Origin of the sequence: Streptomyces sp. 3211.6 (assembly GCF_003634815.1) — a bacterium.
Lineage (GTDB): Bacteria > Actinomycetota > Actinomycetes > Streptomycetales > Streptomycetaceae > Streptomyces > Streptomyces katrae_A.
Map to the genome: position 1 here is coordinate 1,310,986 of NZ_RBXC01000001.1, position 26,527 is coordinate 1,337,512.

17 protein-coding genes and 3 pseudogenes are annotated in these 26,527 nt (G+C 71.2%); 11 read left to right on the forward strand and 9 right to left on the reverse strand.

All coding sequences use genetic code 11. The features are described 5' to 3' along the window. The first annotated feature begins 16 nt into the window (after positions 1–16). Positions 17–805 carry a hypothetical protein gene (locus tag BX286_RS06170; protein WP_079424483.1) on the forward strand — a complete coding sequence of 263 codons (789 nt, stop codon included), beginning with the start codon at positions 17–19 and terminating at the stop codon, positions 803–805. Between the two features lies 1 nt (position 806). Next, positions 807–1,052, forward strand: a pseudogene (locus BX286_RS06175) (tRNA (N6-threonylcarbamoyladenosine(37)-N6)-methyltransferase TrmO); the annotation flags it as partial. A 43-nt stretch (positions 1,053–1,095) separates the two neighbouring features. Here the strand turns inward: BX286_RS06175 and BX286_RS06180 are convergent. Further along, positions 1,096–1,650: an MOSC domain-containing protein gene (locus tag BX286_RS06180; protein ID WP_079424485.1), complete on the reverse strand. Its 555-nt coding sequence runs from the start codon at positions 1,648–1,650 to the stop codon at positions 1,096–1,098. A 23-nt stretch (positions 1,651–1,673) separates the two neighbouring features. Further along, complete coding sequence (locus tag BX286_RS06185; protein WP_079424486.1) at positions 1,674–1,856, reverse strand: hypothetical protein; 183 nt, start codon at positions 1,854–1,856, stop codon at positions 1,674–1,676. 184 nt (positions 1,857–2,040) lie between these two features. Here BX286_RS06185 and BX286_RS06190 point away from each other — a divergent pair, with 184 nt between their 5' ends. Both BX286_RS06190 and BX286_RS06195 read left to right on the forward strand, forming a co-directional pair. After that, positions 2,041–3,354 (forward strand): GAF domain-containing protein, encoded by a 1,314-nt coding sequence (locus BX286_RS06190; protein ID WP_121014694.1) that lies wholly within the window; start codon positions 2,041–2,043, stop codon positions 3,352–3,354. 56 nt (positions 3,355–3,410) lie between these two features. Then, a complete protein-coding gene (locus BX286_RS06195; protein WP_121014695.1) occupies positions 3,411–4,934 on the forward strand; it encodes an aldehyde dehydrogenase family protein in 1,524 nt (507 codons plus the stop codon). A 132-nt stretch (positions 4,935–5,066) separates the two neighbouring features. Here the strand turns inward: BX286_RS06195 and BX286_RS06200 are convergent. The 3 genes and pseudogenes from BX286_RS06200 to BX286_RS06210 form a co-directional block, all read right to left on the reverse strand. After that, positions 5,067–5,162, reverse strand: a pseudogene (locus tag BX286_RS06200) (IS5/IS1182 family transposase); the annotation flags it as partial. Positions 5,163–5,305: 143 nt separating this feature from the next. Further along, positions 5,306–6,580: a glycosyltransferase gene (locus BX286_RS06205; protein ID WP_079424491.1), complete on the reverse strand. Its 1,275-nt coding sequence runs from the start codon at positions 6,578–6,580 to the stop codon at positions 5,306–5,308. Further along, positions 6,577–7,221, reverse strand: a complete 645-nt coding sequence (locus tag BX286_RS06210) for a tetratricopeptide repeat protein (protein WP_079424493.1) — start codon at positions 7,219–7,221, stop codon at positions 6,577–6,579. Before BX286_RS06210 ends, BX286_RS06205 begins: the two co-directional genes overlap by 4 nt. Before the next feature lie 425 nt (positions 7,222–7,646). Here BX286_RS06210 and BX286_RS36990 point away from each other — a divergent pair, with 425 nt between their 5' ends. Then, positions 7,647–15,539 (forward strand): hypothetical protein, encoded by a 7,893-nt coding sequence (locus tag BX286_RS36990; protein WP_222842052.1) that lies wholly within the window; start codon positions 7,647–7,649, stop codon positions 15,537–15,539. A 274-nt stretch (positions 15,540–15,813) separates the two neighbouring features. Here the strand turns inward: BX286_RS36990 and rfbC are convergent, their stop codons facing one another. After that, positions 15,814–16,470 carry a dTDP-4-dehydrorhamnose 3,5-epimerase gene (gene rfbC / locus BX286_RS06230; protein WP_199848474.1) on the reverse strand — a complete coding sequence of 219 codons (657 nt, stop codon included), beginning with the start codon at positions 16,468–16,470 and terminating at the stop codon, positions 15,814–15,816. Between the two features lie 2 nt (positions 16,471–16,472). Continuing rightward, positions 16,473–17,345, reverse strand: a complete 873-nt coding sequence (rfbA, locus tag BX286_RS06235) for a glucose-1-phosphate thymidylyltransferase RfbA (RefSeq protein ID WP_079424498.1) — start codon at positions 17,343–17,345, stop codon at positions 16,473–16,475. Positions 17,346–17,411: 66 nt separating this feature from the next. Here rfbA and rfbB point away from each other — a divergent pair, with 66 nt between their 5' ends. Together rfbB and rfbD are read left to right on the forward strand one after the other, a co-directional pair. Continuing rightward, on the forward strand, positions 17,412–18,386 hold the full coding sequence (rfbB, locus tag BX286_RS06240) for a dTDP-glucose 4,6-dehydratase (protein WP_079424499.1): 975 nt from the start codon (positions 17,412–17,414) through the stop codon (positions 18,384–18,386). Next, positions 18,383–19,249, forward strand: coding sequence for a dTDP-4-dehydrorhamnose reductase (rfbD, locus tag BX286_RS06245; RefSeq protein ID WP_121014696.1), 867 nt, complete (start codon positions 18,383–18,385; stop codon positions 19,247–19,249). The genes rfbB and rfbD overlap by 4 nt, the downstream gene beginning before the upstream one ends. On the opposite strand, the pseudogene BX286_RS06250 reads toward rfbD, so the two are convergent. Together BX286_RS06250 and BX286_RS06255 are read right to left on the reverse strand one after the other, a co-directional pair. Beyond that, a pseudogene (locus tag BX286_RS06250) lies at positions 19,248–19,365 on the reverse strand (IS5/IS1182 family transposase); the annotation flags it as partial. The gene rfbD and the pseudogene BX286_RS06250 sit on opposite strands and share 2 nt — an antisense overlap. Positions 19,366–19,504: 139 nt before the next feature. Then, positions 19,505–21,388 carry an APC family permease gene (locus tag BX286_RS06255; protein WP_121014697.1) on the reverse strand — a complete coding sequence of 628 codons (1,884 nt, stop codon included), beginning with the start codon at positions 21,386–21,388 and terminating at the stop codon, positions 19,505–19,507. A 254-nt stretch (positions 21,389–21,642) separates the two neighbouring features. Between BX286_RS06255 and BX286_RS06260 the strand changes: the two genes are divergently transcribed. The 4 genes from BX286_RS06260 to kdpB all read left to right on the forward strand — a co-directional run bounded on the left by BX286_RS06260 (position 21,643) and on the right by kdpB (position 26,525). Continuing rightward, positions 21,643–22,395 (forward strand): DUF4118 domain-containing protein, encoded by a 753-nt coding sequence (locus tag BX286_RS06260; RefSeq protein ID WP_121014698.1) that lies wholly within the window; start codon positions 21,643–21,645, stop codon positions 22,393–22,395. A gap of 267 nt (positions 22,396–22,662) precedes the next feature. Next, positions 22,663–22,752 carry a K(+)-transporting ATPase subunit F gene (kdpF, locus tag BX286_RS06265; protein ID WP_063789431.1) on the forward strand — a complete coding sequence of 30 codons (90 nt, stop codon included), beginning with the start codon at positions 22,663–22,665 and terminating at the stop codon, positions 22,750–22,752. A 6-nt stretch (positions 22,753–22,758) separates the two neighbouring features. Then, on the forward strand, positions 22,759–24,423 hold the full coding sequence (kdpA, locus tag BX286_RS06270) for a potassium-transporting ATPase subunit KdpA (protein WP_121014699.1): 1,665 nt from the start codon (positions 22,759–22,761) through the stop codon (positions 24,421–24,423). Next, positions 24,420–26,525 (forward strand): potassium-transporting ATPase subunit KdpB, encoded by a 2,106-nt coding sequence (gene kdpB / locus BX286_RS06275; protein ID WP_121014700.1) that lies wholly within the window; start codon positions 24,420–24,422, stop codon positions 26,523–26,525. Before kdpA ends, kdpB begins: the two co-directional genes overlap by 4 nt. Positions 26,526–26,527 lie beyond the last annotated feature (2 nt).

Here is a 26,527-nt window from a genome sequence, read left to right on the forward strand (position 1 = left end):
GCGATCGGGAGGCCAGGTGTCGGACGAGGAGGGCGGGGGCTCGCTGTACGTGCTGAGCGCCGTGCTGCTGACCCCCACGCAGTTCCCGGCGTTGCTCGGCGACGACTTCCCGGAGGCCTGCTCGCTGCTGGGCGTGGCGCCCACCGCCGAGGGGTACGGGCTCGTGCTCGGGCAGGACGAGGAGGGCGCCCGGTGGACGGTCGTGGTGGACGACGTCTCGCTCGTGGCCGCCGCCATCGCCTCCTGGGACTGCGGCATGGAGTACGAGCTGTCGCCCGACGAGCGGACGGTCGTGCTGTCGCTGGCGGGCTGGCCGCTGGAGCTGACCGTGTCCACGCCCGGCATCCCCGCGCCGCACGACCCGGAGCGGGGCGCGGACGGCACCGGGCGGGTGCCGCTCGCGCCGCCCTCGGCCGACACCTGGGGGCCGGTGCAGCGGCGGCTGGGCGCCGACCAGATCGCCCGGGAGTGGGCGGACTGGCGCGAGCGCGTGGCGGAGGACGGCGGCGCCGCTGCCGCCGCGCACCCGGGGCTGGCGCGGGCGCTGCGGGAGGCGGTGGACTACACCCGGCAGCCGCCTCCGCCGGGGCGGGTCCGGTCGGCCTTCGCGGGTGAGGGCGTACGGACCTTCCGGGCGGACGGGCCCGGCTGGTCGCTGGTCGCCCGGACCGGCGACGCCGCCTTCGTGCTGCTGGACGAGGAGCCGGGCGGGGTGCTGGCGGTGCCCCGCGAGGCGGCGGACGGGCTGCCCGGACTTTCCGGCCTGCTGGAGGCGCTGGACCGCGTCGCCGTGCGGCCGGCCTGACCACTTCGACCGGGTGCCGGTGGAGAAGATCGAGACCGGTGCCCGGCACCCCCGGGGGAACCGGGACTGGCCGCTGGTCGGCATCTTCGCCCAGCGCGGGAAGAACCGGCCCAACCGGCTCGGCGTCTCGCGGTGCCGGGTGGTGACCCCGGCGCTCGGCCTCAAGCCGTGCATGGAGGAGTTCGGCCCGCGGGGCGAGGTCCACCAGCCGGAGTGGGCGACGGCCCTGATGCGCGACTGCTACTGACGCGACCGCTGCCGGGCCGGGCCGCTCGGGCGTGCCTGTCCGCTCAGACGCGGTCGAGCGGTATGTGCGGCAGCGGCGGGAGGGTGACCTTGATGGAGTCGCCGGGGCGGACCCTGCCGCCCTGCTGGACCACGCCCATGATCCCCGCCTTGCGGACCACCCTGCCCTCCTGGTCCCGGCCGACGACCTGCTTGAGGAGTCCGTCCTGGAAGGCGTTGATCTGCGGGCACGGGTTGCGCAGCCCCGTCACCTCGACGACCGCCCGCTCGCCGATGCCCAGCAGGGTGCCCTTCGGCAGGGCCAGGAGGTCTATGCCCTCGGTGGTGACGTTCTCCCCGAGCTGACCGGGCGCGACGCTGAAGCCGGCCCGGGCGACCTCGTCGAAGAGCTCCCGGTGGATCAGGTGCACCTGCCGGAGGTTGGGCTGCGTCGGGTCCTGGGCCACGCGCGAGCGGTGCTTGACCGTGACCCCCGCGTGCACGTCTCCCTCGACTCCGAGACCGGTGAGCAGGGTGATGCTCTCCCGGTTCGGCTTCGTGAAGGAGTACTCGCCGTTGCTGCTGACCGCCGCGACCTGCGCCGTGGTGGTGTCGTTCATCTCCTTGCTCCCCCCTGCCGCTGTCAGCGGCCGATCCTCTTCCTCGACATGCCCCGCACCCGACGCCTCTGGGAGGGGTCCAGGAGCAGGTAGGCCAGCACCGGGACCCCGATCAGGACCGCGAGCGCCGGCCAGAAGCCGAACAGCCAGAACAACACGACCGCCGCCGCGACCGCGACGACCGCGGTCCTTCCGCTCCTCGACATCCGCGGACACCTCCTCCTGCGTCGACTCACTACTGGCACAACGCGCCGGGGCGGCGGTGCGTTCCCGGCCGGGTTCCGGGGCGAACTGGCCGACGCGACCCTTGCCGGGACCGGGGCCCCGCACCACGATGGGGGCGCTCCGCGTACCACGGCTCCACGGCTCCACGGTCTTCGGGAGGGTGACATGGGCGATCCGTCGTTGGCGCTGCCGGGCGGGGCCGATCCCGTCGAGCGGACGCGCGTCCTACGGCGGGCGCACGAGGCCTTCACCCGGGACGGCCGGGTCGAGCCGCCGGTGCGGACGGTGATCGCGAAATCCTGGCGGCGCTGCGCGCGGGCCCGGGTCAGCCCCGAGTGCGCGCCCCGGCTGGACCGGCCGGAGCCGGAGCTGCTGGCCTACCGGGAGCGCCACCCGCTGGCCCGGGTGATGCCGCTGTTCCGTGACCTGGTGGGGGCGTTCGCGGCGCACGGGGCGCACATGCTGGCCGTGTGCGACGCGCGGGGCGGGCTGCTGTGGGTGGAGGGCGAGCCCGCCACCCTGCGCCGGGCCGAGGGGCTGGGCTTCGTACCGGGCTCGCGCTGGGCGGAGACGGCCATGGGAACCAACGCCCCCGGTACGGCGGTCGCGCTGGGGGAACCCGTCCAGGTCTTCGGCGCCGAGCACTTCAGCCGCCGCGTGCACCCGTGGACCTGCGCGGCGGCCCCGGTCCGGGACCCGCGCACCGGCCGGGTGCTGGGCGCGGTGGACATCACCGGCGGCGACGGGCTGGCCCACCCGCACTCGCTGGCCTTCGTACAGGCGGTGGCCCGCGCCGCCGAGGCCCAGCTGGCCCTGCTGGCGCCCGCGCCGGACGCGGCGGCCCCCGACACGCTCACCGCCCTCGGCCGGGACGAGGCGCTGCTGGTGCTCGGCGGCCGGAGGATCGCCCTGGGGCGGCGGCACAGCGAGATCCTGGCCCTGCTGGCGCAGCACCCGGAGGGGCTGACGGGGGACGAGCTGGCCTACGCCCTGTACGAGGAGGAGTCGGTGGCGGCGGTGACCCTGCGGGCCGAGATGTCCCGGCTGCGGGCCGTCCTGGGTACCGGGAACCTGCTCTCGCGCCCGTACCGCACGGCCGTCCCGCTGGAGGCGGACTTCGCGGCCGTGACCCGGCACTTGGCGGCGGGCGCCGTCTCGGCCGCCCTCACGCGCTATCCGGGCCCGCTGCTGCCGTCCTCCTCGGCGCCGGGGATCGCCCGGCTGCGGCGGCGGCTCGAGGACCAGGCGCGGGCGGCGGTGATCGCCCGGGCGGACGTGGGGCTGCTGTCGGACTGGGTGTGCAGCCCGTGGGGCGCGGAGGACCCGGCGGTGTGGCGGGCGCTGGCCGCGGCGCTGCCGCCACGGGACCGGCCGGCCGCGCTGGCCCGTGTACGGTCCCTCGACGCGGAGCTGGGCGCGGGGCTCGGACCGGAGCGGGGCGCGGGGTGTGCAACGTTCCCGCAACCTGCCCCCTCCTAGCCTGCCTCCCGAGCGCTGTCCGACGGCGGCCGGCGCCCGGCAAGGGGAGGACCACCATGGCCCGTTACGCCGCACCCGGTACCGAGGGCGCCCTGATGGCGTACGCGTCGCGCTACGACCACTACATCGGCGGTGCGTACGTCCCGCCCGCGCGTGGCCGGTACTTCGAGAACCCCTCCCCCGTCACCGGGCAGCCCTTCACGGAGGTCGCCCGCGGTACGGCGGAGGACGTGGAGCGTGCCCTGGACGCGGCGCACGCGGCCGCCCCGGCCTGGGGCCGGACGTCCGCCGCGGAGCGTGCGGGCGTCCTGCTGCGCATCGCGGACCGGATGGAGCAGAACCTGGAGGCGCTGGCGGTCGCGGAGACCTGGGAGAACGGCAAGCCGGTCCGCGAGACCCTCGCCGCCGACCTCCCGCTGGCGGTGGACCAGTTCCGCTACTTCGCGGGGGCGCTGCGCGCGCAGGAGGGCTCGCTCAGCCAGCTGGACGAGGACACGGTCGCCTACCACTTCCACGAGCCGCTGGGCGTGGTCGGTCAGATCATCCCGTGGAACTTCCCGATCCTGATGGCGGTGTGGAAGCTCGCGCCGGCCCTGGCCGCGGGCAACACGGTGGTCCTCAAGCCGGCCGAGCAGACCCCCGCCTCCGTGCACTACTGGCTGAGCCTGGTCTCGGACCTGCTTCCGCCCGGTGTGGTGAACATCGTCAACGGCTTCGGCGAGGAGGCGGGCAAGCCGCTGGCGTCGAGCCCGCGGGTGGCGAAGGTGGCGTTCACCGGGGAGACGGCGACGGGCCGGCTGATCCTGCAGTACGCGGCGGAACACCTGAAGCCGGTGACGCTGGAGCTGGGCGGCAAGAGCCCGAACCTCTTCTTCGACGACATCTGGACGAAGGACGACGACCTGCGCGACAAGGCCCTGGAGGGCTTCACCATGTTCGCGCTGAACCAGGGCGAGGTGTGCACGAGCCCCTCGCGCGCCCTGATCGAACGCGGCCGCTACGGCGACTTCCTGGACGCGGCGGTGGCCCGCACGGAACTGATCGTGCCGGGCCACCCGTTGGACACGGAGACGATGATCGGCGCGCAGGCCTCGGAGGAGCAGCTGCGGAAGGTCCTGTCGTACGTGGAGATAGGCCAGCGGGAGGGCGCGAAGATCCTCACGGGCGGCGGCCGGATCGACCACGGCGGCGACCTGGCGGGCGGCTTCTACGTCCAGCCGACCATCTTCGAGGGAGACAACCGAATGCGGATCTTCCAGGAGGAGATCTTCGGGCCGGTGGTGTCGGTGACCTCGTTCGAGGACTTCGACGACGCGGTCCGCATCGCCAACGACACGGCGTACGGCCTGGGCGCGGGCGTCTGGACCCGCGACGTCAACACCGCGTACCGCGCGGGCCGCGCGATCCAGGCGGGCCGCGTCTGGACGAACTGCTACCACGCCTACCCGGCACACGCCGCCTTCGGCGGCTACAAGCAGTCGGGCATCGGCCGCGAGACCCACAAGATGATGCTGGAGCACTACCAGCAGACCAAGAATCTCCTCGTCTCGTACTCGCCGAAGAAGCTCGGCTTCTTCTAGGAGCACGAGAAACGGCGCCTGACCCGGGCTTTTGCCCGTCAGGCGCCGTTGACGCGACCCGCTTGACGCGGATATCGGTATTTCCTGTTCGGACCGAAGGACGTAGTCCGGATCGGCCTCACGCAGGGCACGCGGCGGGAGCTTGCAACGGCGGTCACCCTCGCGGGTGATGGTGACCCACTCGACCAGGGCATGAGGCAGGTCGAGTGCGGCAGAATCCGGAACCAACACGGCTTCTATGCCTCTGGGTTGAGACTTCGAACGCGGAGATGTTCGAGTTGAGCCGGCGGCCACCCTTCGGTTCGCCAGCGCTCACGCGGCGAGTCCGAAGGGTGACCGCGTTCCCTGCACGCACCTCGTCACCCAGGGCGTCACACCAGCAAGGGACCGCCGCAGCGTTCGGCGCCTTCCTTCATCGCGATCAGATTGGCCACCACGTAAGAGATCTGGTTCCGGGCGTGCCAGTCGGTCGGGAAGTAGGTGACCAGCCGTGAGTTCTGGAACCGGGCCTGGATCTCCGGTACGAAGGCACGGTACTGATTGTCGGTGTAGTACCAGAACGAGTTCTCGTTGTAGTAGGCGACATGTGTCGGGTCCTGGTAGGCGCCCCGGCCGTCGGAGCTGGGAGTGAGGGTGAGGAGCATGCCGCCAGGTGCCAGCAGGCGGTACAGCTCATTGATCAGTGGAACCTTCGCGGGCACGTGTTCCAGGAAGTCCACCGCCCTGAGCAGACCGACCGAGTTGTCCGGGAGGTCCAGGGGTGCGGGCAGCGTGGCAATGATGTCGACTCCGTCCCGTGCGTGCTGGTCCACTCCCAGGTAGCCGGGCGGCTTGCGGTGCGCGGCGCCGAGGTCCAGTGCGAGCAGCCCGCGCCGCTTGGTCCAGGCGAGCGCGTTGGACTCGATGTATTTGTCGTACAGGGCGACGGTCTCGCGCTGAATGTGCGCGTTGATCTCGGTGTCGCGCTGGGTGTTGTCGGGATGCATGCGTTGCATGTACAGGCATCGCGGGATGCAGTGGAAGTCACCGGCCTGGAAGAGACGGCACATCAAGTCCTGGTCGTCCAGCACCGTGCGGGTGGCGTCGTACCCGCCGACCTGCTCGTAGGTGTCCCTGCGGAACGCCCGCACATGGTTGGGGGCGTACCAGATGTAAGACACGTTGTGCGGCGTCGGCGCCATGGCGATCGCTTGCAGGAGACGGCGACCGTCGACGTCCACCTCCTCGTACTGCCAGCCGTTCGCCTCGTTGAACCGCGTGTCGTCCCGGTTTCCGTCCTCGGTGATCTGAGCGGTGTGGCTGTAGACCAAGACGGCGTCGGGATGTTCGTCGAAGGCCTTCGCCAGTTCCGCCAGGCAGTCCTTCGCCAGCAGGTCGTCGTGGTCGAGCTCGACGAGAATCTCGCCGCGTGCCACTTCGCAGGCACGGCGTTTGGCGGCTCCAACCCCCCGGATGCCGTCCGCGACCTCCAGCCGGACACGGTCGTCGGGGCGTTCCGGCCGCCATCGCGCGCCGTTGTTGAGGAGGACGATCCACTCCCAGTCGGAGCAGGTCTGCGCTTGCAGGGTGGCGAGGCATTCGTCCAGGAAACGCGGTCGGTGGCTGGGGGTGAAGACGGAGAACCTCGGGGTCGGGGAAGAAGTCATTCCGTGGTACCTACCTGAGTGGCTGTCAGTGCTGCGCTCGCGGAATCCCGGAACTCCTCCGGGACGAACTGTAGAAGCGATGGGTCGGCGCGGACGGCGAGGCCGAAGGCTTCCCCGGCCTCTTTGTCCCGGCCCTTCCTCGCCAGGGCCCGTCCAAGGTGCAGATGGGCCGTGGCGGCCTTCGGGTCGGCCCCCACGATGTGCCGCAGGATCGCGATGGCCTCGTCGGGGTGGTTCGACTCGACCAGAAGCGCCTTGTTGTAGAGGGCCGATTCGAAATTCGGGTCGATCTTGAGGGCGTGGTCGTAAGCCGCGCGTGCGTCGGCTGTCCTGTTGTCGTGCTGGGCGATGACGCCGAGGTTGTACCAGGCGAGTTTGTCGGCGGGGTTCACGTTCAGGTCCAGGACCTGTCGGAAGCTGTGCGTCGCCCCGGGGAAATCCTTGGCCTCGCCCTGTTTGATGCCCGCTTGGAGCAGTGCCTCCGCCCGCGCGGCACGCTTGGCCGCAGGTGACTCGGGCCCGGACGCAGTCGAAGACGTGCTCTTGGGGTCCCCTGTGAGCAGGTGGACCCAACCGGTGGCCACATTGGCGACCACGACTGCCGCGGTGAGTCCGGTCCACAGTGCGATCCGCGTTTTCACAGGGGTCTACCTCGCCGATCCGGTGACGCGACTGAGCCGGGCGGCAGGGGCAAGCACCGTCGGCTGCACGGACGATGCTCGCGGACGTCGTTGACCAGTGCGGCCGTGTGCGCCGGCCGGCTGGTCAGGAGAGTTCACGGTGCGGGGGTTCACGGCGCGCACACCGCGTAGACGGTGACTGCGCCCACGCCGTTGGAGGTGGCCTGCCAGCCAGTAGCGGGGGAACCCCCGACAGGACGGCTGCTGAGCATCTGGAGGCCAACGACCGACGTGCTCTGGTAGCCGCCGCCGATGGCGAATGTACCAGCGGGGCAAAAGACCGTGGATTGGCCTGTGCCGCTGTTGGAGACGACCGTGCTCTGCGCCCCGGGACTCGCGCCCTGGTTGCCTTGGAATCCCTGGTTGCCTTGGAATCCCTGAGTGCCTTGGAATCCCTGAGTGCCCTGCGCACCGGGGCCGCCCTGACTTCCCTGGGCACCGGCACCGCCCTGGAAACCCTGCGCGCCCTGCGGACCGACGTTGCCCTGGCTGCCTTGCGCGCCGGTGCTGCCCTGAACGCCTTGCGCGCCCACAGCTCCTTGGGTGCCCTGGGCACCGGTACCGCCCTGGAAACCCTGGAAACCCTGCGTGCCTTGGGTGCCCTGGGCTCCGGTGCCGCCCTGGAAGCCCTGGAACCCCTGCGCGCCCTGCGCGCCGACGTTGCCTTGGCTGCCTTGCGCGCCGGTGCTGCCCTGAACGCCTTGCGCGCCCACAGCTCCTTGGGTGCCCTGGGCACCAGTACCGCCCTGGAAACCCTGGAAACCCTGGCTGCCTTGGGTGCCCTGGGCTCCGGTGCCGCCCTGGAAGCCCTGGAACCCCTGCGCGCCCTGCGCGCCGACATTGCCTTGGCTGCCTTGCGCGCCGGTGCTGCCCTGAACGCCCTGCGCGCCCACAGCCCCTTGGGTGCCCTGGGCACCAGTACCGCCCTGGAAACCCTGGAAACCCTGGGCCCCCTGGCTGCCCTGGGCTCCGGTGTCACCCTGCGAGCCCTGATTGCCCTGATTGCCCTGCGCGCCGACGCCGCCCTGACTGCCCTGCGCACCGGCGGTGCCCTGAACGCCTTGCGCGCCTACAGCCCCTTGGCCACCCTGGGCACCAGTACCGCCCTGGAAACCCTGGAAACCCTGCGCCCCCTGGGAGCCCTGCGCTCCGGTGTCACCCTGCGAGCCCTGATTGCCCTGATTGCCCTGCGCGCCAACGCCGCCCTGACTGCCCTGCGCACCGGCGGTGCCCTGAACGCCTTGCGCGCCTACAGCCCCTTGGCCACCCTGGGCACCAGTACCGCCCTGGAAACCCTGGAAACCCTGCGCCCCCTGGGAGCCCTGCGCGCCGGTGTCACCCTGCGAGCCCTGATTGCCCTGCGCACCCTGCGCGCCAACGCCGCCCTGACTGCCCTGCGCACCGGCGGTGCCCTGAACGCCCTGCGCGCCCACAGCCCCTTGACCACCCTGCGCACCAGTACCGCCCTGGAAACCCTGGAAACCCTGCGCCCCCTGGGAGCCCTGCGCGCCGGTGTCACCCTGCGAGCCCTGATTGCCCTGCGCACCCTGCGCGCCAACGCCGCCCTGACTGCCCTGCGCACCCGCGGTGCCCTGAACGCCCTGCGCGCCCACAGCCCCTTGACCACCCTGCGCACCAGTACCGCCCTGGAAACCCTGGAAACCCTGCGCCCCCTGGGAGCCCTGCGCGCCGGTGTCACCCTGCGAGCCCTGATTGCCCTGCGCACCCTGCGCGCCAACGCCGCCCTGACTGCCCTGCGCACCCGCGGTGCCCTGAACGCCCTGCGCGCCCACAGCCCCTTGACCACCCTGGGCACCGGTACCGCCCTGGAAACCCTGGAAACCCTGCGCCCCCTGGGAGCCCTGGCTGCCCTGTGCCCCGGTGTCGCCCTGGAAACCCTGGCTGCCTTGTGTGCCTTGTGTGCCGGTGTCGCCCTGGAACCCTTGACTGCCTTGAACTCCGGCGTCGCCCTGGCTGCCCTGGCTGCCCTGCGGGCCGATATCGCCCTGGCTGCCCTGGCTGCCGACTTCACCCTGGCTGCCCTGGACGCCGGCCCCTCCCTGGAACCCCTGGCTGCCCTGGGAACCCTGACTGCCCTGGAACCCCTGGACACCAGTTTCGCCCTGACTGCCCTGACTGCCCTGGAAACCCTGGGCGCCGGGGCTGCCCTGACTGCCCTGCGGGCCGGCTCCCGAACCACCCGGACTACCCTGCGCACCCTGGAAACCCTGCGGACCGATACCACCCTGAGCACCCTGAACACCGGCGCCACCCTGGACACCGGGACCACCCTGGCTGCCAGCGACGCCCTGAGACCCCGGCGTGCCCATGTCGCCCTGCGCCCCCTGACTGCCCTGACTGCCGGAACCACCCTGACTTCCCTGAGCTCCGGTGCCACCCTGAATGCCCTGGCTGCCCTGGGCCCCGGCACCGCCCTGGCTCCCCTGGGTTCCGATTCCCTGGGTTCCTTGCGCACCGGTGTCGCCCTGGAACCCCTGACTGCCCTGGGTTCCTTGCGCACCGGTGTCGCCCTGGAACCCCTGGCTGCCCTGGGCTCCGGCGTCGCCTTGGCTGCCCTGGCTTCCCTGGCTGCCTGCACTGCCCTGGCTGCCCTGAGCACCGGCGGTGCCCTGGCTGCCCTGACTTCCCTGCGCCCCCGCATCACCCTGGCTGCCCTGAACTCCGGCACCGCCCTGGCTACCCTGCGGCCCGACACCACCCTGGGTGCCCTGGGCTCCGGCGTCGCCTTGTGTGCCCTGGCTTCCCTGGCTGCCTGCACTGCCCTGGCTTCCCTGAGCACCGGCGGTGCCCTGGCTGCCCTGACTTCCCTGCGGGCCGATATCGCCCTGGCTGCCCTGGACTCCGGCACCGCCCTGGCTGCCCTGCGGCCCGACACCACCCTGGCTGCCCTGGGCTCCGGCGTCGCCCTGGCTGCCCTGGCTTCCCTGGCTGCCCGCACTGCCCTGGCTGCCCTGAGCGCCAGCGGTGCCCTGGCTGCCCTGACTTCCCTGCGTTCCCGCGTCACCCTGGCTGCCCTGGACTCCGGCACCGCCCTGGCTGCCCTGCGGCCCGGTACCACCCTGGCTGCCCTGCGCGCCCTCGTCGCCCTGGCTGCCCTGGCTTCCCTGGCTGCCCGCACTGCCCTGGCTGCCCTGAGCACCGGCGGTGCCCTGGCTGCCCTGACTTCCCTGCGTTCCCGCGTCACCCTGGCTGCCCTGGACTCCGGCACCGCCCTGGCTGCCCTGCGGCCCGACACCACCCTGGCTGCCCTGCGCGCCCTCGTCGCCCTGGCTGCCCTGGCTTCCCTGGCTGCCCGCACTGCCCTGGCTGCCCTGAGCGCCAGCGGTGCCCTGGCTGCCCTGACTTCCCTGCGTTCCCGCGTCACCCTGGCTGCCCTGGACTCCGGCACCGCCCTGGCTGCCCTGCGGCCCGGTACCACCCTGGCTGCCCTGCGCGCCCTCGTCGCCCTGGCTGCCCTGGCTTCCCTGGCTGCCCGCACTGCCCTGGCTGCCCTGAGCACCGGCGGTGCCCTGGCTGCCCTGACTTCCCTGCGTTCCCGCGTCACCCTGGCTGCCCTGGACTCCGGCACCGCCCTGGCTGCCCTGCGGCCCGACACCACCCTGGCTGCCCTGCGCGCCCTCGTCGCCCTGACTGCCCTGGCTTCCCTGCACGCCGGCGCCGCCCTGGCTGCCCTGAGCACCGGCGGTGCCCTGGCTGCCCTGACTTCCCTGCGGGCCGATATCGCCCTGGCTGCCCTGAACTCCGGCACCGCCCTGGCTACCCTGCGGCCCGACACCACCCTGGCTGCCCTGGGCTCCGGCGTCGCCTTGTGTGCCCTGGCTGCCCTGGGCTCCGGCGTCGCCCTGGCTGCCCTGCGGCCCGGCACCGCCCTGGCTCCCCTGGAAACCCTGCGTCCCCATATCGCCCTGGCCGCCTTGGACTCCGGCGTCGCCCTGGCTGCCCTGGCTGCCCTGCGGCCCGATATCGCCCTGGCTGCCCTGGCTGCCGACTTCACCCTGGCTGCCCTGGACGCCGGCTCCACCCTGGAACCCCTGGCTGCCCTGGGAACCCTGACTGCCCTGGAACCCCTGGACACCAGTTTCGCCCTGACTGCCCTGACTGCCCTGGAAACCCTGGGCGCCGGGGCTGCCCTGACTGCCCTGCGGGCCGGCTCCCGAACCACCCGGACTACCCTGCGCACCCTGGAAACCCTGCGGACCGATACCACCCTGAGCACCCTGAACACCGGCGCCACCCTGGACACCGGGACCACCCTGGCTGCCAGCGACGCCCTGAGACCCCGGCGTGCCCATGTCGCCCTGCGCCCCCTGACTGCCCTGACTGCCGGAACCACCCTGACTTCCCTGAGCTCCGGTGCCACCCTGAATGCCCTGGCTGCCCTGGGCCCCGGCACCGCCCTGGCTCCCCTGCGCCCCGAGACTGCCCTGACTGCCCTGGCTGCCGGTGCCGCCTTCGGTGCCCTGGCTGCCCTGCGGTCCTGGACCGCCCTGGCTGCCCTGGCTGCCGGGACCGCCCTGGAAGCCTTGGCTGCCCTGCGCTCCCTCGCCGCCCTGGCTTCCCTGCGCCCCCGCATCGCCCTGGCTGCCCTGCACACCGGGGCCGCCCTGGCTGCCCTGGCTGCCTACATCGCCCTGACTGCCCTGACTTCCCTGCGTTCCCGCGTCACCCTGGCTGCCCTGCACACCGGGACCGCCCTGGCTGCCCTGGGCTCCCGTACCACCCTGGCCGCCCTGACTTCCCTGCGCCCCCGCGTCGCCCTGACTGCCCTGCGCACCCGGACCACCCTGACTGCCCTGCGCGCCCTCGTCGCCCTGACTGCCCTGACTTCCCTGCGCCCCCGCATCGCCCTGACTGCCCTGCACACCGGGACCGCCCTGGCTGCCCTGGGCTCCCGTACCACCCTGGCCGCCCTGACTTCCCTGCGCCCCGGCATCGCCCTGACTGCCCTGCACACCCGGACCACCCTGACTGCCCTGCGCGCCCTCGTCGCCCTGACTGCCCTGACTTCCCTGCGCCCCCGCGTCACCCTGACTTCCCTGCACACCGGGACCGCCCTGGCTGCCCTGGGCTCCCGTACCACCCTGGCCGCCCTGACTTCCCTGCGCCCCCGCGTCACCCTGACTGCCCTGCGCACCCGGACCACCCTGACTGCCCTGCGCGCCCTCGTCGCCCTGACTGCCCTGACTTCCCTGCGCCCCCGCATCGCCCTGACTGCCCTGCGCTCCCGGACCGCCCTGGCTGCCCTGGGCTCCCGTACCACCCTGGCCGCCCTGACTTCCCTGCGCCCCGGCATCACCCTGACTGCCCTGCACACCCGGACCACCCTGGCTGCCCTGGCTGCCGACATCGCCCTGACTGCCCTGACTTCCCTGCGCCCCCGCATCGCCCTGACTTCCCTGCGCTCCCGGACCGCCCTGGCTGCCCTGGGCTCCCGTACCGCCCTGGCCGCCCTGACTTCCCTGCGCCCCCGCGTCACCCTGACTGCCCTGCGCACCCGGACCACCCTGACTGCCCTGCGCGCCCTCGTCGCCCTGACTGCCCTGACTTCCCTGCGCCCCCGCATCGCCCTGACTGCCCTGCACACCGGGACCGCCCTGGCTGCCCTGGGCTCCCGTACCACCCTGGCCGCCCTGACTTCCCTGCGCCCCGGCATCACCCTGACTGCCCTGCACACCCGGACCACCCTGGCTGCCCTGGCTGCCGACATCGCCCTGACTGCCCTGACTTCCCTGCGCCCCCGCATCGCCCTGGCTGCCCTGCACACCCGGACCACCCTGGCTGCCCTGGCTGCCGACATCGCCCTGACTGCCTTCGCCGCCCTGTGGACCGGTACCGCCCTGGCTTCCCTGCGGACCGGCGTCGCCCTGACTGCCCTGGACTCCGGCGCCCCCTTGGAACCCCTGGCTGCCCTGGAAGCCCTGGCTGCCCTGGTCCCCTTGGGCGCCGGTGTTGCCCTGGACTCCCTGGCTGCCTTGGCTGCCCTGGAACCCCTGGGTGCCGGGGCTGCCCTGACTGCCCTGCGGGCCGGCTCCCGAACCACCCGGACTGCCCTGCGCACCCTGGAAACCCTGCGGACCGATACCACCCTGAGCACCCTGCACACCGGCGCCACCCTGGACACCGGGACCACCCTGGGTGCCAGGGACGCCCTGAGATCCTGGCGTGCCGGTGTCGCCCTGAAAACCCTGACCGCCTTGGCTTCCCTGGGTTCCGACCCCGCCCTGATTGCCCTGATTTCCCTGCGGGCCGGCGTCTCCCTGACTGCCCTGGGCTCCCGTACCGCCCTGGTTGCCCTGCGCCCCGGCACCGCCCTGACCGCCCTGGCTACCCTGGGCTCCGGCGGTCCCCTGGCTACCCTGCGGGCCGGCGTCACCCTGACTGCCCTGCGCCCCGAGACCGCCCTGACTGCCCGAACCTCCCTGCGCCCCAGCATCGCCCTGACTGCCCTGGGCTCCGGTACCGCCCTGGTTGCCCTGCGCCCCGGCACCGCCCTGGCTGCCCTGGCTACCCTGGATTCCGGCGGTCCCCTGGCTACCCTGCGGACCGGCATCACCCTGACTGCCCTGCGCCCCGAGACCGCCCTGACTGCCCGAACCTCCCTGCGCCCCAGCATCGCCCTGACTGCCCTGGGCTCCGGTACCGCCCTGGTTGCCCTGCGCCCCGGCACCGCCCTGACTGCCCTGGCTACCCTGGGCTCCGGCAGTCCCCTGGCTACCCTGCGGACCGGCATCACCCTGACTGCCCTGCGCCCCGAGACCGCCCTGACTGCCCGAACCTCCCTGCGGGCCGGCATCGCCCTGACTGCCCTGCGAGCCCGTACCGCCCTGGTTGCCCTGCGCGCCGAGACCGCCCTGGCTGCCCTGGCTGCCCTGGCTTCCGGCGGTCCCCTGACTTCCCTGCGGGCCCGCGTCACCCTGACTGCCCTGCGCCCCAAGACCGCCCTGACTGCCCGAACCTCCCTGCGGGCCGGCATCGCCCTGACTGCCCTGCGAGCCCGTACCGCCCTGGTTGCCCTGCGCGCCGAGACCGCCCTGGCTGCCCTGGCTGCCCTGGCTTCCGGCGGTCCCCTGGCTACCCTGCGGGCCGGCGTCACCCTGACTGCCCTGCGCCCCGAGACCGCCCTGACTGCCCTGGGCACCGGTACCACCCTGGCTGCCCTGACTGCCCTGGGTCCCGGTACCGCCCTGGTTGCCCTGCGCCCCGGCACCGCCCTGGTTTCCTTGGCTGCCCTGGCTTCCGGCAGTCCCCTGACTTCCCTGCGGACCGGCGTCACCCTGACTGCCCTGCGCCCCGAGACCGCCCTGACTGCCCTGGGCACCGGTACCACCCTGGCTGCCCTGACTGCCCTGGGCCCCGGTACCGCCCTGGTTGCCCTGCGCCCCGGCACCGCCCTGGTTTCCTTGGCTGCCCTGGCTTCCGGCAGTCCCCTGACTTCCCTGCGGACCGGCGTCACCCTGACTGCCCTGCGCCCCGAGACCGCCCTGACTGCCCTGGGCACCGGTACCACCCTGGCTGCCCTGACTGCCCTGGGCTCCGGTACCGCCCTGGTTGCCCTGCGCCCCGAGACCGCCCTGGTTTCCTTGGCTGCCCTGGCTTCCGGCGGCCCCCTGACTTCCCTGCGGACCGGCGCCTCCCTGACTGCCCTGCGCCCCGAGACCGCCCTGACTGCCCTGACTTCCCTGCGGGCCTGCCACACCCTGGTTGCCCTGGGACCCGGTGCCCTGAGAACCCTGACTGCCCTGGGAGCCCTGACTGCCTTGGGAGCCCTGGGACCCGGTGCCCTGACTGCCCTGCGTGCCCTGGAATCCCTGCGTGCCTTGGAAGCCCTGGGGGCCCTGCGTGCCTTGGGGGCCCTGCGTGCCTTGGGGGCCTTGGGGGCCCTGGGGACCGGGGTGCGGGCTCGGGTGCTCATGAGGCTTGCCATTGCCCGTCCCATGCCCGCCTGGTTCGTCCCCGTGGCCACCGTCGTCACCATGGCCACCCTGATCACCATGGCCACCCTGATCACCGTCGCCACCGTGACCACCGTCGCCACCATGGCCACCGTGATCACCGTCGCCACCATGACCACCATGACCACCATCGTCACCGTGACCACCGTCGCCACCATGACCACCGTCGCCACCGTGACCACCGTCGTCATCGGCCCTCCGCGGTGGGCGGGGCTCGAAGTCGGCACTCAGAGCACCGTTCGGGCCTGGCACACCGATGGAGTAATCGACGGACGTAGCTGTCGCGTTGGCTGGAGCGGCCGTTGACGAACCGAGATTGACAAGCAATCCAAGAGTTCCCGACGCCGCGAGCGTAGTGACGGCCCGGATCCACGATCTGCGAAGTGACTGACGCTTCATGTCGGAACCTTCCCGCAGGCTGAAAACCGATACGCCGAGGGGGGTGACGGGTCACATAGGCATGCCACACCATCACGTCGGACGGCATGAATGAGCGCCCAAGCTGTTGCGCAGTCGTGCCAGCAGCAGTGTGCCGGGACCCGATTCCCCACCGACGGTTGACAGCGAATGTCGCCGCACTTCATTCAATTGGCGTACGGTCCGGCATTCGGGCTGCTCGTCCTTCGCTCCTGAGGTCTGTCCGGGGCGGACGGCAAGAATAGATGCCCTCCGCCAGGCATACGTCGTACGACGGCAGCATCCCCCCCACCACCGCCTCGGCCCACGACGGTGCCGCCGCGTCCCGGGCGGAGAGCAGCGGTGCGTCGGCCGGCCACTCGATGCCCAGGTCGGGATCGAGCGGATGGACCGCGTGCTCGGCGGTCGGCCGGTACGTCGTCGAGCACAGGTACGTCAGGGTCGCGTCGTCGGTGAGCGCGCAGAAGCCATGGCCCAGCCCCTCGGGGAGACAGACCGCCCGACGCTCGATGTCGTCCAGCCGGATACCCTCCCAACGGCCGAAGGTGGGCGAGCCGACCCTCAGGTCGACCACCACGTCCCACACCGCACCGCGCACGCAGGTGACGTACTTGGCCTGCCCGGGTGGCACGTCGGCGAAGTGGATGCCGCGCACCACGCCCTTGGCGGACACCGAAAGATTGGCCTGGGCCAGTGATAGCGGCCTGCCCACCGCCTCCGCCAGCCGGTCGAAGCGGTACCACTCGGTGAACAGCCCGCGCTGGTCGCCGTGCACCTGCGGGACGATCTCGAACGCGCCGGCGATCGTCAACTCGCGGATTTTCACCGCACACCCTCCTCGAGCAGCCCGAGAAGGTACTGGCCGTAGCCGCTGTGGAGCAGCGGTTCTGCCAGCAGGCGCAGTTGGGAGTCGCCGACGAGTCCGGACCGCCAGACCGTCTCTTCGACGCAGCCGACTTTGAGGCCCTGCCGCTCCTCGATCACCCGGACGAACTCCGAGGCCTGGACCATCGAGGCGAAGGTCCCGGTGTCCAGCCAGGCCGTGCCCCGGTCGAGGGGGGTGACGTAGAGCTCGCCGGTGTCCAGATAGGCCCGGTTGACCTCCGTGATCTCCAACTCCCCACGAGCGCTGGGGCGAAGGCCTTGGGCGATCTCCACCGCCCGGTTGTCGTAGAAGTACAGTCCGGGCACCGCGTACCTGGATTTCGGACGGGCCGGCTTCTCCTCGATGCTCAGCACCTGGCCCAGCTCGTCGAACTCCACCACCCCGTACGCCGACGGGTCGGCGACGGGGTAGGCGAACACCCTGCCGCCCTTCATGTCGGAGTGCTGGGCGAGCCTGGTGCCGAGGCCGCTGCCGTGGAAGATGTTGTCGCCCAGGATCAGGGCGACAGGGCCGTCCCCGATGAAATCCGCACCGAGCACGAGGGCTTGCGCGATGCCCTCCGGGCGTACCTGCACCGCGTATTCAAGGCGGAGGCCCCATTGGCTGCCGTCGCCGAGCAGGCGGCGGAACTGGGGCTGGTCGCCGGCCGTGGTGACGATCAGGATTTCACTGATGCCGGCCATGACCAGGGTAGAAATAGGATAGTAAATCATCGGTTTATCGAAGACCGGCAGCAGTTGTTTGGATACCGATCGAGTAAGCGGCCACAAGCGGGAACCAGTGCCACCGGCCAACAGAATGCCTCGCATGGCGACAGCGTATGACTTTGATGGCCGATTCGGCCATATGCCGAGTGGCGCTAGAATCTGCCCACTATGCGCATCCTGGTTACCGGCGGCGCCGGGTTTATCGGTTCCGAGTTCGTCCGCTCCGTGCTGAATGCGGACTCCGAGAGCAGAATCACCGTCCTGGACAACTTCACCTATTCCGGCGTCGGGGAAAACCTCGCGCCGGTGGCTCACCATCCCGGGTACGCCTGCGTGCGCGGTGACATCTGCGACGTGGAGACGGTGGACGCCGTGATGCCGGGCCACGACGCGGTGGTCCACTTCGCCGCCGAGTCCCACGTCGACCGCTCGATCGATGGCGCGGCAGCGTTCGTACGGACCAACGTCACCGGCACCCAGGTGCTGCTGGATGCCGCCCGCAAGCACGGCGTCGGCCGGTTCGTGCACGTCTCCACCGACGAGGTGTACGGCTCGATCGGCAAGGGCTCATGGACGGAGGAGTCGCCGCTCGCCCCCAACTCGCCGTACTCCGCGTCAAAAGCCGGCTCCGACCTGCTGGCACTCGCCTGCCACCGCACGCACGGCCTGGACGTCGTGGTGACCCGCTGCTCCAACAACTACGGGTCCCACCAGTTCCCGGAGAAGGTCATCCCCCTCTTCACCACGCACCTGCTCGAGGGGAAGAAGGTGCCGCTGTACGGGGACGGCGGCAACGTCCGCGACTGGCTGCACGTCTCCGACCACTGCCACGCCATCGAACTGGTGCTCCGCGGCGGCCGGGCCGGCGAGGTCTACCACATCGGCGGCGGAAGCGAGATCACGAACAAGGAGCTCACCGGCATGCTGCTCGAGGCAACCGGACACGGCTGGGACATGGTCCGGGAGGTGCCCGACCGAAAGGGACACGACCGGCGCTACTCCCTCGACATCACCAAGATCCAACAAGAGTTGGGCTACCGGCCGCAGATCTCCTTCGCGGACGGCCTGGCCGCGACCGTCAACTGGTATCGCGAGAACCGTGCCTGGTGGGAGCCGCTGAAGAGCCGGGCGGCACTGACGTGACCCGCTGGCTGGTCACCGGCTCCGGCGGGATGCTCGGCCGCGACGTGCGGACCCTGCTGGCAGACGGGCAAGTCACCGCGCTCGATCGCGCCGCCCTTGACATCACCGACCCGGAGGCCGTCCGCACCGCAGTCTCCGGCCACGACGTGGTGATCAACTGCGCCGCCTGGACGGACGTCGACGGCGCCGAGGCCGCCGAGGCCACCGCCACCGCCGTCAACGGAACAGGCGTCCGCCACCTGGCTCATGCCTGCCGGGACAGCGGCGCTCGACTGCTGCATGTCTCCACCGACTACGTCCTGCCGGGGGACGGCACCGAGCCGTATTCCGAGTCGACCCCGACCGGTCCGGTCAACGCGTACGGCCGCAGCAAACTGGTCGGCGAACGGGCCGTTGCCGAAATCCTCCCCGATACCGGCTACATCGTGCGCACCGCCTGGCTGTACGGCGAGCACGGCCAAAACTTCGTCGCTACCATGCTCGGCCTGGCCGCCCGCAGGAGGACCGTCGACGTCGTCAACGACCAGTACGGGCAGCCAACTTGGACGCACGATCTGGCTGGTCTCCTGGTGATGCTCGGCCACGCCGACAAGGCCCCGCCCGGGGTCTACCACTGCACCGCGACCGGCCACACCACCTGGTACGGCCTGGCCCGCGCGGCATACGAACTCAGCGGGCTCGATCCGGACCGCATCCGCCCGACCGCATCGGCGGCATTCCCGCGCCCTGCCCGCCGGCCCGCCTTCAGCGTCCTCGGCCACGCCCGCTGGGCCGCGGCGGGCCTGCCCGTACTCCCGCACTGGCGCGCATCACTCGCCGAGGCCCTGCACCGACCCTCGTTCACCGCCCTCGTGCACCAATAGCCCGTGTAGGCGCGGTCGCCGAGGACGGGGACGCCCTGGCGTTCGCAGATCCGGATCATCCGGTGGGTGCGGGCCGCGGTGAGCTCACGAGTGCGGCCCGGCAGGGCGGGCGAGATCCCGGCGCGGATCCCACGGCGACGGCGAACAACACCGGTTTCCTGACCAGTTCGCGACCTTCCTGACGGCGGCGCGCAAGAGGGCGTCAAGCCGCCGTCCGAGGTGCGTCAACGCCGGATCGGCGCAGGTCGGCGCAGGTCAGCGCGGGTCGGCGGTGATGCGGAAGCGGAGTCGGCAGATCACGGCGTCCGTGTCGCGGCGGACCGCATGGGCGACGACGGAGCCGCGCTGGTTCTGGAGCAGCCGCTGCCACAGACGGGCCGGTTCGGTCTCCGGGATCAGGACGGTCACCTGGGCGTCCGGGTGGGTCTGGGCCAGCTTCCGCACGTACGACGAAAGGGGGCGGCCGAGCGAGCGCGTTTCCGAGGAGACCTCGATCAGCTCGACCCCGGGCTTCCACAACTCCCAGTCCCGCCTGAGGGCTTCGGCTGCCCGCCGGTCCTCGGGGGCCGGGTGGGTGACGGTCACGGCGAGGACTTCGTCGCCGAGCGAGCCGGCGGCGGTGAGGGCCTGGCTGGTCAGGCGGGACAGGCCGGAGACGGGGACCACGACCACGGAGCGGGAGCGCCGAGGGGCCTGCGGAATCCGGCCGAGCTCCAGGCGTTCACCGATCTCGGTGTACGCGCGGTGGATCTTCTCGAAGCCGAGGACGAGCAGCGGAAGCGCCACGACGATCAGCCAGGCGCCCTCGGTGAACTTGGTGGCGGTGACGACGACGGCCGAGACTCCGGTCAGCAGGGCGCCGGAGCCGTTGAGCGCCGCCTTCGCCTGCCAGCCGCGCGGCCGCTCCCCGAACCAGTGGCGGACCATGCCGACCTGGCAGATGGTGAAGCCGACGAAGACGCCGATCGCGAAGAGAGGGACCAGGGTGTTGGTGTCGCCGCCGGAGCACAGCAGGAGGATGGCGGACACGACGGCCAGGGCGAGTACGCCGTGCCGGTGGACCTGGCGGTCGGCCTTGAGCGCGAAGACGTGCGGCAGGTGGTGGTCGCGGGCCAGCAGGCTCATCAGCACCGGCAGACCGCCGAAGGAGGTGTTCGCGGCGAGCGCGAGCAGCACCATCGTGGCGAACTGGACCACGTAGAAAGCGATGTTGTGCCCGAAGGAGGCGTCCGCGAGCTGGGCGAGTACGGTCACGCCCTCGACCGGCTGGAGGTGGAAGCGGCCGATGAGGATCGACAGGCCGATCAGCATCACGCCCAGGAGCGCGCCGAGAGCGACCTCGGTGCGCTGGGCGCGGCGGGCGGCCGGAGCCCGGAAGGACGGTACGGCGTTGGCGACGGCCTCGACGCCCGTCAGTGCAGAGCAGCCGGCGGCGAAGGCCTTCAGCAGCAGGAGCGCGCCCACGGTGGTCGCGCCCTCGCCGAGGGCGGAGGCGTGTCCGGCAGCGGAGGCGGTGCTGACGGGGCCGTCGCGCAGGAGTCCCACGACGACCATCGCGAGGATCGACCCGACGAACACGGCGGTGGGCACGAGGAACGCCTTGGCGGATTCCACGACCCCGCGCAGGTTCACGGCGGTGACCAGCACCAGGATGCCCAGGCAGATCCACACCCGCTCCCCGTACAGTCCCGGGAAGGCCGAGGTCAGGGCGGCGACGCCTGCCGTGACGGACAGGGCCACGTTCAGGACGTAGTCCAGGATCAGCGAGGCGGCGGCGACCAGGCTCGTACGCCGGCCGAGGTGCTTCCTGGCCACGGCGTACGAACCGCCGCCGTCCGGGAAGGCGGCGATGACCTGCCGGTAGGAGGCCACCAGCACCGCCAGCAGGGCGGCGATCGCGAGGGTGACGGGGAGGGTGAAGCCCAAGCCGTAGGCACCCGCCGCGGCCAGGACCAGCACGATCGACTCCGGCCCGTACGCCACGGACGCCATCGCGTCCAGCGACAGGGCGGCCAGGCCCTGCAGGGCGGTCAGCCGGTGGCGTTCGCCCGCGGCGGTCGCCCGTTCGCCGGTATCAGGGGGCTCCTCCGTGCCGGGGGCCTGTCCTGCCGTGCTCGGCTTTCCCATGTCTATGGACATCTTTCGCTGTTCCTCCGTTGGACAAACTGGGGACAGCGTCGGAATGCCGTGGCCGGATTTCCAGTGTTCTTGGCGCTTTCCATACGGCCGCCGCTGCGGTCTTCACGCGACTTTGACGCCGGGGCGGGGCAGCCGTATGAGGTGCGTCAAGACCTGGCCGCGGGGGGTCGCCGTCCCTCCGGCGGGGGCAGTGTTGACAGAGGCGGCACGTCGTCGCCCTTGCTCTCCCCTCGTGTCCGGACAGGAGGCATCAGATGTCCGGGTATCGACTTCACGACACTGCCGCCCTGCTCGCGGCCCTCGTGGCCCCCTTCCTCGTGGCGCTCGCGCTCGTTCCCGTCCGCACGGATCTTTCGGCGACGAACGCGGCGCTGGTCCTCGTCGTCGCGGTGGTCGCGGTGGCCGCCATCGGTACGCGTGTCGCCGGAGCGGTGGCCGCGCTGTCGGCGGCCGCCTGGTTCGACTTCTTCCTCACCGCGCCCTATCAACGGTTCCTGATCGCCGGCCGCGGCGACTTCGAGACGGCGGGCCTGCTGCTCGCCGTCGGCCTGATCGTCTCGCAGGCGGCGGTGCGCACACGGCGGCTCCAGAGGACCGTGATCACCGACGCCGCCCGTCTGGCGAGCCTCCAGGGAGCCGCCCGGCTCACCGAGGACGGCGGTTCGCCGGAGGCGGTGGTCGAGTACGTGCGACGGGAACTCGTCGGCCTGCTGGGGCTGCGCGGCTGCCGTTTCGCATACGGAACCCTGATGGGAAACCTGCCGCGCCTCGAGCATGACGGCGGTCTCTGGCGGCACCGCCCGGGCCGGGTGACCGAGTACGCCGACTGGCCGGACGGCGAGAGCGAGTTGCGCGTCGTCGGCGGCGGGCACTACTACGGCCGCTTCCTGCTGGATCCCCTCCCCGGCCCGCTGCCCCCGGAGCAGGACCGCCTGGTGGCCGTCGCGCTGGCCGCACAGGCCGGCTCCGCGCTGGATACGGCCGGCCTGGCCCACCCCCAGGGCTGACCAGGCCTTTTCCGGCCGCCTTGGCCGGCCGCCTTTTCCGGCGCTTCCCGTATGGGTGGCGTTAAGACTTCCCGTGCGCCCGTATGGGCCCCGTCAAGGCGTCTTAACGCCGGGCTGAAGACGCGGTTATCTCGTCATCGGCCAGCTGGCCGATTTCATTTCTTCCCCATCAACCCAGGAGCTCACGGTGGCCGATCTGGCCTTCGTCGTCACCACGATCGCGGTGTTCGCGCTGGTGGCTCTCATCGCCCGGGGGGTGACCAAGCTGTGACCGCCGAAAACATCGTCGGCCTCGTCGTGGCCGTCTCCCTGCTCGGATACCTCGTCCTCGCCCTTGTGTACCCGGAGAGGTTCTAGCCACCGATGAGTCCCGTTCTCGCTGGTGTGCTCCAGCTCCTCGCGCTGATGACAGCGCTCGCGCTGGCCTACCGCCCCCTGGGCGACTACATGGCCCGCGTCTACTCCTCCGAGAAGCACTACCGCCCGGAGAAGTGGATCTACAAGGCGATCGGCGCCGACCCGACGGCCGAGATGCGCTGGCCCGCGTACCTGCGCGGTGTCCTCGCCTTCTCCGCGGTCAGCGTCCTGTTCCTCTACGCCCTGCAGCGCGCCCAGGGGATCCTGCCCGGCTCGCTCGGCTTCCAGGCCATCGATCCCGACCAGGCCTTCAACACCGCCGCCTCGTTCGTGGCGAACACCAACTGGCAGTCGTACGCCGGTGAACAGGCGATGGGCCACGTCGTGCAGACCGGCGGCCTGGCGGTGCAGAACTTCGTCTCCGCCGCCGTCGGCATGGCCGTGGCCGTGGCCCTCGTACGCGGCTTCGCCCGGTCCCGTACCGGTGAACTGGGCAACTTCTGGGCCGACCTGGTACGCGGCACCTTCCGCGTCCTGCTCCCCATCTCCGTCATCGGGGCCCTGGTCCTGGTCGCGTGCGGGGCCATCCAGAACTTCGCCGGCATCCACGAGGTCGGCCAGTTCGCGGGCGGCACGCAGCAGTGGAACGGCGGGGCGGTCGCCTCGCAGGAGGTCATCAAGGAGCTGGGCACCAACGGCGGCGGCTACTTCAACGCCAACTCCGCCCACCCCTTCGAGAACCCCACCCCCTTCTCCAACCTCTTCGAGGTCTTCCTCATCCTCGTCATCCCCTTCGCGCTGACCCGCACCTTCGGCCGCATGGTCGCGAGCCTGCGCCAGGGCTACGCGATCCTCGCCACGATGGCGACGATCTGGCTCGGCTTCACCGCCCTGATGATGTGGACCGAATTCGCCCACCACGGCCCGGCCTTCGAGGTCGCGGGCGGGGCGATGGAGGGCAAGGAGACCCGCTTCGGCATCGGCGCGTCCGCGATCTTCTCCGTCGCCACCACGCTGACCTCGACCGGCGCGGTCAACTCGTTCCACTCCTCCTTCACCGGCCTCGGCGGCGGCATCCAGCTGCTGGGCATGCAGCTCGGGGAGATCGCGCCCGGCGGTGTCGGTTCCGGCCTCTACGGCATGCTGGTCATGGCGATCATCGCGGTGTTCATCGCGGGTCTGATGGTCGGGCGGACGCCGGAGTACCTGGGCAAGAAGATCGGCACCCGCGAGATCAAGCTCGCGGCCTGCTACATCCTCATCACCCCAGCCCTCGTGCTCTGCTTCACCGCCGCCGCCATGGCCCTGCCCACCCCGCCCCACTCCATGCTGAACTCCGGCGCGCACGGGTTCTCCGAGGTCCTCTACGCCTACACCTCGGGGGCCAACAACAACGGCTCCGCCTTCGCCGGCCTGAACGCCGACACCCAGTGGTACAACTCCACGATCGGCATCGCCATGCTGCTGGGCCGCTTCCTCCCCATGGTCTTCGTCCTCGCGCTGGCCGGCTCGCTCGCCGAGCAGAAGCCCGTCCCCGAGACGGCAGGCACCCTGCGTACCGACAAGCCGCTCTACACCGGCCTGCTCGTCGGCACGATCCTCATCGTCACCGGTCTCACCTACTTCCCGGCCCTGGCGCTGGGTCCGCTCGCTGAAGGGCTCGCATCATGAGCACCGCCACACCCACCAGGGCTCCGCACCAGGACGTGCCCACCGGACACAAGCCGGGCGCCGGACGCGTGGGCGGCGGCCTGTTCGATCCGAAGCAGCTTCTGAATTCCTTCCCGGACGCCGTCCGCAAGCTCGATCCGCGCGTCATGATCAAGTCGCCGGTCATGTTCGTGGTCCTGATCGGCTCGGTGGTCACCACCGTGCTGGCCTGTCTGGACCCGACGAACTGGTTCGGCTGGGCCATCACCGTCTGGCTGTGGCTGACCACGATCTTCGCCAACCTCGCCGAGGCCGTGGCCGAGGGCCGGGGCAAGGCCCAGGCCGACACCCTGCGCAAGGCCAAGACCGACTCCGTCGCCCGCCGGCTGACCAAGGACGGCAAGGGCGAGGAGCAGGTCCCGGGCACCGAGCTGAAGATCGGCGACCTGGTGGTCTGCGAGGCAGGCGACATCATCCCCGGCGACGGTGACGTGGTCGAGGGCGTCGCCTCCGTGGACGAGTCCGCCATCACCGGCGAATCCGCGCCCGTCATCCGCGAGTCCGGTGGCGACCGCAGCGCGGTCACCGGCGGCACGAAGGTCCTCTCGGACCGGATCATCGTCAAGATCACCACCAAGCCCGGCGAGACCTTCATCGACCGCATGATCGCCCTGGTCGAGGGCGCGGCACGGCAGAAGACGCCCAACGAGATCGCGCTGAACATCCTCCTCGCTTCCCTCACGATCGTCTTCCTGCTGGCGGTGGTCACGCTCCAGCCGTTCGCGATCTACGCGGGTGCCGAGCAGTCGATGATCGTACTGACGGCCCTGCTCGTCTGCCTGATCCCGACGACCATCGGCGCGCTGCTCTCCGCGATCGGTATCGCGGGCATGGACCGCCTGGTCCAGCGCAACGTCCTCGCCATGTCCGGGCGCGCGGTGGAAGCCGCCGGTGACGTCTCCACGCTGCTGCTCGACAAGACCGGCACCATCACCCTCGGCAACCGCCAGGCCTCGGAGTTCGTCCCGGTCGAGGGCACGACGGAGGCCGAGCTGGCGGACGCCGCCCAGCTGTCGTCCCTCGCGGACGAGACGCCCGAGGGCCGTTCCATCGTCGTCCTGGCGAAGGAGAAGTACGGGCTGCGCGAGCGCCACCAGGGCGAGCTGTCGCACGCCGAGTGGATCTCCTTCACCGCCCAGACCCGGATGTCGGGCGTGGACGTGGACGGCAGGCAGACCCGCAAGGGAGCTGCCGGCTCCGTCATCACCTGGGTCAAGGAACAGGGAGGCATGGTCTCCGACGACGCCGACCTCCTCGCCAACAAGATCTCCGAGGCGGGCGGCACCCCCCTCCTGGTGGCCGTCAACGACGAGGAGGGCGCCCGCGTCCTCGGTGTCATCCACCTCAAGGACGTCGTCAAGGAGGGCATGCGGGAGCGGTTCGACGAGCTGCGCCGCATGGGCATCAAGACCGTCATGATCACGGGTGACAACCCGCTGACGGCCAAGGCGATCGCCGAGGAGGCGGGTGTCGACGACTTCCTCGCGGAGGCGACGCCCGAGGACAAGATGGCCCTCATCAAGCGGGAGCAGGCGGGCGGCAAGCTGGTCGCGATGACCGGCGACGGCACCAACGACGCCCCCGCCCTCGCCCAGGCGGACGTGGGCGTGGCGATGAACACGGGCACCTCGGCCGCCAAGGAGGCCGGGAACATGGTGGACCTGGACTCCAACCCCACCAAACTGATCGAGATCGTGGAGATCGGCAAGCAGCTGCTGATCACGCGGGGCGCCCTGACCACGTTCTCCATCGCCAACGACGTCGCGAAGTACTTCGCGATCATCCCCGCGATGTTCGCGGTGGTCTACCCCGGCCTCGACAAGCTCAACGTCATGGGCCTGTCCTCGCCCGAGTCGGCGATCCTGTCCGCGGTCGTCTTCAACGCGCTGATCATCATCGCCCTGGTCCCGCTCGCCCTCAAGGGCGTCCAGTACAAGCCGACCAGCGCCGACAGGATGCTCCGCCGCAATCTGGGCCTGTACGGCGTGGGCGGCCTGATCGCCCCGTTCATCGGAATCAAGATCATCGACCTGCTCATCTCCCTCATCCCCGGAATCGGCTGAGC